General features: G+C 41.6%; 5 protein-coding genes and 2 riboswitches. All 5 genes read right to left on the bottom strand.

Features of this window, described 5'->3' with window-relative positions; genetic code table 11:
* Nucleotides 1-310 precede the first annotated feature (310 nt).
* A complete protein-coding gene (locus IQ229_RS08175) occupies nt 311-1,648 on the bottom strand; it encodes an ArsB/NhaD family transporter (protein ID WP_194042790.1) in 1,338 nt (445 codons plus the stop codon).
* Nucleotides 1,649-1,757: 109 nt separating this feature from the next.
* Entirely contained in the window at nt 1,758-2,378 is a 621-nt protein-coding gene (locus tag IQ229_RS08170; protein WP_194042793.1) for a universal stress protein, read from the bottom strand.
* A 240-nt stretch (nt 2,379-2,618) separates the two neighbouring features.
* Nucleotides 2,619-2,733, bottom strand: a riboswitch (cyclic di-AMP (ydaO/yuaA leader).
* A gap of 37 nt (nt 2,734-2,770) precedes the next feature.
* Nucleotides 2,771-3,607 carry an ABC transporter ATP-binding protein gene (locus IQ229_RS08165; RefSeq protein WP_194042791.1) on the bottom strand — a complete coding sequence of 279 codons (837 nt, stop codon included), beginning with the start codon at nt 3,605-3,607 and terminating at the stop codon, nt 2,771-2,773.
* Nucleotides 3,608-3,661: 54 nt separating this feature from the next.
* Nucleotides 3,662-5,104, bottom strand: coding sequence for an ABC transporter substrate-binding protein (locus tag IQ229_RS08160; protein WP_194042789.1), 1,443 nt, complete (start codon nt 5,102-5,104; stop codon nt 3,662-3,664).
* Between the two features lie 87 nt (nt 5,105-5,191).
* Nucleotides 5,192-6,043: a nitrate ABC transporter permease gene (ntrB, locus tag IQ229_RS08155; protein WP_194042788.1), complete on the bottom strand. Its 852-nt coding sequence runs from the start codon at nt 6,041-6,043 to the stop codon at nt 5,192-5,194.
* 97 nt (nt 6,044-6,140) lie between these two features.
* Nucleotides 6,141-6,355, bottom strand: a riboswitch (cyclic di-AMP (ydaO/yuaA leader).
* Nucleotides 6,356-6,532: the final 177 nt, after the last annotated feature.

Genomic DNA, 6,532 nt, shown 5'->3' with positions numbered 1-6,532 from the left:
AGCAATAACTGAGGATTGATAAGTAATTGGGTATAAATAAAAATAATACCCATAAACCCGGCTTCTCAACAAAAGTCGGGGATTTATCTCCTCAGCATTTTATATTTAATTAGGTTGACTAAATAATTACTAATTCGTAATTTATAATTCGTAATTTCAGAAGGTACAAGCCCTTACCATAATCTTTAATTTTGTGGTCTGCAAGACGTTCACTAACTGGCTACCACTACACTATCACTGATAAATTCAAGAGCTACTACTGATTGGAATTACAAGTTATCAATTACGAATTAGTTTGATCCTTTGCTATCTAAAGCAAAAAGCGAACTAACACGTAAAAAGCCGAAGCTATCAGTTGTAATATCATCACTGGAATACCGTAGTGTAAAAAAGTTTTAAACGAAATGCGGCGTCCATGCTGCTCAGAAATTCCGGCAGCTACGATGTTAGATGATGCTCCTACTAGTGTGCCATTACCTCCCAAAGTTGCACCAAACATCATCGCATAAAACAGTGGTAATACTTCTGGCGGAAACTGCCCTTGAAAGTCTTGTGCTAAAACTTCTGCGGGTGCTAATCCGACAGTAACAATGTATTGTTTGAGTAATGGTACCATCCCCACCACTAAAGGAATATTAGGCACTACGCTAGATAATATCCCCACAGAAAATAATAAAACTAGGGAACCCAGGACAATATTTTTTCCTAAAATTACTGCCAATACTCCTGATAAACCATTAATTACACCTGTCTTTTCTAACCCTCCAATTAGCACAAAAATACTCATAAAAAATATTAACGTACTCCAGTCTACATCCCGCAAAATGTTGTTAACTGAATCTATTTTGCTATGGTGAGATAAAAGCAAAGCTAAAGCTGCTCCTAACAAAGCTGCGGCAGCAGGTGAAATAGGAACTGGTAGAGATTCGCCGATGACAAAAAATAGCAGGACGAAAAAAACAATAACTGCACCGACGCTTAAAGCTCGTGGGTGATTGATTTGTGGGTGTGGCAGTTCTTCAAGATTATCTAACTTTGTATTCCAAATTTTGCGAAATAAAAATGGTAGTGTTGCAATCACTATGACAATAGCAATTACTCCCCCTAAACTTAATTTAAACAAATAATCTGTAAAGCTGATATTCACAGCATCGCCAACGATAAATGTAGCTGGGTCTCCAACTAAAGTCAGGAGTCCGGCACTATTAGCAACAAACACCATTAAAATCAACAAGGGTACGAAATTTATCCCAACTTCCTGTGCCATTGGGGGAATTAAAGGTGCTAGTAGCATTACTGTTGTGGCATTTGGTAAGACTGCACAGATGGGTGTAACAATAGCCACAATGCCAAGTAATAGACGCTTGCCTTGTCCTTTAGCTATGAGTACTATTTGAGTAGCTAAATAATCAAATATCTTGGTAGGCTCAAAAGCCCGCACTAACACCATAACTCCAAAGAATAAACCGAGTGTTCCATGACTATTGCCGATGTAACCAACAGCTTCTTGTAAAGTCATGACGTTGGTAAAAACTAATAACAATGCTCCCAATAATGCCGCAATAGTAAGATGTACCCATTCCGTCATTACTAAGATAATGACGCTTATAAATGTAACCACACTGAGGATTGCTTGCCAGCTTTCCACACACTACCTCCCGAAGTTTATTTATTTAGTAGCGAAAAAAGCCACCTATTTATAGGTGACTTATCTATCATTGCAATTAGATAAAATTTATTGAAATTCTGAACAATGATTATTCATCAATACAACTGGGAATACCCAAAACGGCACAGGGGAAATTAGAATGTAGTGCCTCAATCATTGGATGATTGACAGAGTTGCAACCGAGAAACAGAATATCGGCAGCTTCTGATTCAACAACTTTGGTAAGTTCTGTGGAGATGCAGCCAAACCGCAAATGGGATTTGAAAGAACCTTGCCATTCTTCAGCCAGACTTCGAGCTTGCCAGAGAATTATATCTGCTTGTTGCAGGGGAGTTACCATTGTCTGCAATTGGGGTTGAATTAATACCTGTGTGGCAGACTTTGATACTTCACTGATTTGACACTCCAATGGAGGCTGTTGTATTGGTAAGCTCAAGATATTTGGATACTTGCTTTTTGAATTGTCTTCTAGCACATAAACGGCTTGAACTGTAACTTCTGCATTGGTAGCTAAACGCGTTTGATGGGCAATCCAGAAAGCAATATCTAACGCCGTATGACTTTTAGGAGATGCGTCATAGGCAACAATTAAATTAACTGCTTTTGCTTTTTGAGGTTTTTTAGAAAAAGGCTTTTTTGGTTCTGGCAACAGTACCATTTGTTCAATTAAGTCATCTCGACCTGTGGCACTTTGCAGACGCGCTAACATTGGCTTAATTTGCACAGCTTTACTTCTCCCAATGATATGAATTAGTAATGAGAAGCAGGGCGATCAATTTGAGATTTTGAACTTCGGCTTACCTTGGCTCCGGTTCTATCGAGCGAAGTCGAGATGCTCGGCACAAGTCGCTCAGTCGAACGATTTTGGATTGAGTGACGATAGCCAAAATTTCAAATCTTAAATCAGTCAAGGAAACCCCAATAATAACTGTATTACAGCCAAGGTCTTGGGGGTTCCTTCCATTGCCTACGGAGTTAGCTGACGGGCTAAGACTGGAAGGTGTCTCTCGTAAGATTAGCCCCAAACATTGGTTCCTCCGTTCCAAATTCAGCTTTCATGAATTTGAATTAGGCTACCCACTAAAAAAATGATAATCTAATTTACTCGTCTTGGGCAAAATATCGATCGAGGAAATTTAGGGCGTGGTTGCGGAGTTCAAAATATTCTTTTGAGTTTCGCATGGCAGCCCGATCGCGTGGATGCTCAAAAGGAACTTCTAATATCTCTCCTATACTAGCAGCTGGGCCATTGGTCATCAAGACGATGCGATCGGACATATAAATTGCTTCATCTACATCGTGGGTAATCATCATCACTGCTTGACGATTATTTTCCCAAATATCCAATACCTGCCGCTGCAATTTGCCACGAGTTAGCGCATCTAGTGCCCCAAAAGGTTCATCCATCAGCAACATTTTAGGACGAATTGCTAAAGCTCTGGCAATACCTACTCGTTGTTTCATACCTCCAGAGATTTCATCAGGGTATTTGTCAGCCGCCGCCGTCAAGTTTACCATTGCTAAGTGTTCATTTACAATGCTAATTTTCTCAGATCGATTAGCATTTTTTAGCACTTCATCCACAGCTAAACGGATATTTTCTCGCACAGTTAACCAAGGTAACAGTGAATAATTCTGAAATACCATCATCCGTTCGGCTCCTGGCTTATGAATTTCTTGTCCATCTAGCCTTACTGAGCCAGAAGTGGCTTTTTCTAAACCAGCTACTATCTTTAGTAGAGTTGATTTCCCGCAACCAGAGTGACCAATTACAGAAATATATTCATCTTCACCAATCGTCAGATTAACCCCATCTAAAACGACAAAGTTATCTTTATCAGGTGTCGGATAAGACTTGACTAAATTTTCAATTTCTAAATATCCTGGACGCGGCATAACTTTGGTCTGGGTATTAATAGGTAATGAAGTATATTCCATCATCAAAATGCTCCAGAAATAATTTAGTCATCAGTCAATATTTGAACTTGGAATTTAAGACATGAAAAAGTTAGTGGGAGCGTTAGCCCTGATGGCAAAACTATTTAGATAGCGCACAGGATCGCTGGGGTCGAAGCCTTTCTTATCTATAAATACTTCTGGTGGTTCGACCTTGTAATCATCCTTGGGACACTCGATGCCCATTTCAGATGCTATCTCTCGATATAAATCTGCTCTCCAGCCAAGTTCTGCCAATTTCTCGGCATTTTTGGGGAATTCCTTAATTTGTCCCCACCGCGCTGCTTGTGTCATCATCCAGATACTTCTCGATCTCCATAAGAATGTGGAGTGTTCTCCTGGCTGTTTGGGAAGGTTGTCAGGAATATCGAAGAAAATCGTGGTGTCAGCAGCTTTGATGGTGCGATCTTTGCCGTCAAAGCCGCCATAGTTGTAGTTGCCGAGAATTGCCGGACTTGTAAACTTCGCAATTGGGGCATCTTTCTTTTTAGGTCTAGCACCTGTAAAGGAACGGTCTGTTATCAGTTCGGCTACTTTTTGGCGGTTTTCGTCTTTGCTGCAATACTGACAGGCTTCAATCATTGCCTTGACTAAAGAACGATAGGTTTTAGGATATTTGTCGATGAAAGATTCCATCACACCCAAAAGTCGATCTGGGTGTCCCAACCAAACTTCTTTGCCTTGTGCAAAGGTAAAGCCGATGTTTTCGTTACCTGTTATTGCTCGCGTATTCCAGGGTTCTGCAACCATGTAAGCTTGCATTGCACCAATCCGCACGTTTGTTACCATTTGGGGAGGCGGAACGATGATGACGCGAAACTCTTTAAGCGGATCAACACCTGCGGCGGCGGATAAGTAACGGATAAAGTATTCGTAAATGGAGGAACTTAATACTACTGCCCAGACTTTACCTTCTGATGGCTGCTTGTCAAAGTAGCCTCGAAAATCGCGCCCAAAGGCTTCTAAAGCACCATTGCCATATTTTTCTTGATACTCGTACCACGGACGCAGACCAAAATCCCACATGGCTTTGTTCATTGTCATGGCGTTACCGTGGCTGTGAATGGTCATCGCTGCACACAAGGGGGCATGGCGTGCGCCTTCAGCACCAATTCTGGCATTGGTAACTGCACCAGATACCACGGGTGAAGCATCCAGGCGACCAAAAATTACACCGTCGCGGGAGGTGGCCCAACTGGCTTCGCGGTTGAGTGTAACGTTCAAACCATACTTGCGGAAGAAGCCTTTTTTCCAGGCGATCGCAAATGGCGCACAATCATTAACGGGAACGTAACCAACTGTAAGATCGGCTTTTTCTAGGTCGCCGCTTTTAACTACTGGTTGCACAGCTAAGGCTTCTTCTGTCAATCCTTTGGCTGATCTATCTCCTGAAATTCCACAGGAAGACAGCGCCATTCCCGCCGTTGTTGCTCCTATTCCCTTGATAATATCTCGTCGAGTCCAGTTAATATCACCCATTCTTGTAGCTCCATTGGTGATTGATTGCTCACGCTTCAGGCGCAGAGTCTCGTTAAATCTTGCTGTTTTGATAGCAGGCTAATTTTGTTAGTTGGAAGTTTTAGGGCGATGGGTTACTAATTCTTCGATTTTACCCACGGCATAATCCAGAATTAACCCAGTTACACCAATTACCAACACAGCTAAAAAGACTGAACTCAGGTTTAAGCGACTCCATTCATCCCAGACGAAAAAGCCGATACCAATACCGCCTGTGAGCATTTCCACGGCAACAATTACCAACCAAGCTATCCCTAAACTAATTCGTAAACCTGTAAAAATATACGGCAAACTTGCAGGCCAAATGATTTTTGTAATCCGTCTCCAACGGGGCATTTCTAGGACTCTTGCCACATCTAAATAATCTTTGGGAACGCTAGAAACTCCTAAAGCGGTATTAATAATTGTCGGCCATAAAGAAGTAATAAAGATGACAAAAATGGCTGAAGGATCTGCCAAATTGAAAATTGCTAAGGCGATGGGTAGCCAAGCTAGGGGCGATACAGGTTTAAAAATTTGAATGATCGGATTAAGCGCTATCATTGCCGGTCTAGACATGCCAATTAGAAACCCCAGAGGAATCGCTACTACCGCACCTAACAAAAAGCCTATTAATACCCGGCGCAGACTTGCTATTAACAACCAACCAATTCCCAAGTTGCCGGGGCCTCGCTGGTAGAAGGGATTTAAGATGTAGTCTAGATTAGCAATTAACGCTTCTGGTGGGGTGGGCATCAATTCATGGTTGGCAAGTGCAATAATCCACCATAAGACAATTATTCCCAAGAACCCCAACACAGGTAGAATGAAGACATCTCTAACGACGACAGGTCTTGCCTTTTTCCAAGCAGCTTGTCCAGCGATCGCTGCGATCGCTGCTAAATTTAATTGGAATACCATTTACAACCTCAACAGATTTAAGTGCAGGTACAAAAAAGCCGAGCAGTACCAGCCTTGGACACTGATGAAATCGGAACATTGTAAAAATGCCGTCTCTTCAGTCTCCTCTCAATGCCTACGAAGTTAGCTGACGGGCTAGGGCTGAGAGATGCCCTTCTGTAGAAAGCTATGAGTTATAAGTTGAGTATTTAGTAAAGTAACTTCTAACTCCTTACTCCCAACTCTTCACTTTCTATGAGATACGCCCCACAATTTGGTTCCTCCGCTCCAGCGTCATGCACTGTGACACGCTGGATTAGGCTGACTTACTCTAATGGATACTAAATTATGGACAATATAACATCGATGCTCAGTAAAAGCCATCTATCTTATGATAAATGTTGTTAATTTCAATACCAAATTTAAGCGTTATTTCTTGTTTTTTGGTAATAATTAAAACTTATGCTACTAGTTGTGTTGTGAGTGAACTCCTTGCACAGACTGCTAAAC

Origin of the sequence: Nostoc cf. edaphicum LEGE 07299, from assembly GCF_015207245.1 — a bacterium.
In the GTDB taxonomy this organism is placed as follows: domain Bacteria; phylum Cyanobacteriota; class Cyanobacteriia; order Cyanobacteriales; family Nostocaceae; genus Nostoc; species Nostoc edaphicum_B.
The sequence above is the reverse complement of the archived record's forward strand: the minus strand, read 5'-3'. Positions and strand labels throughout refer to the sequence as shown.

What these genes read in the sequence shown, in the direction of transcription:
- IQ229_RS08160 (WP_194042789.1), bottom strand. Translation starts at nt 5,104, where the DNA reads ATGGGTGATATTAACTGGACTCGACGAGATATTATCAAGGGAATAGGA.
- ntrB (WP_194042788.1), bottom strand. Translation starts at nt 6,043, where the DNA reads ATGGTATTCCAATTAAATTTAGCAGCGATCGCAGCGATCGCTGGACAA.
- IQ229_RS08170 (WP_194042793.1), bottom strand. Translation starts at nt 2,378, where the DNA reads ATGTTAGCGCGTCTGCAAAGTGCCACAGGTCGAGATGACTTAATTGAA.
- IQ229_RS08165 (WP_194042791.1), bottom strand. Translation starts at nt 3,607, where the DNA reads ATGGAATATACTTCATTACCTATTAATACCCAGACCAAAGTTATGCCG.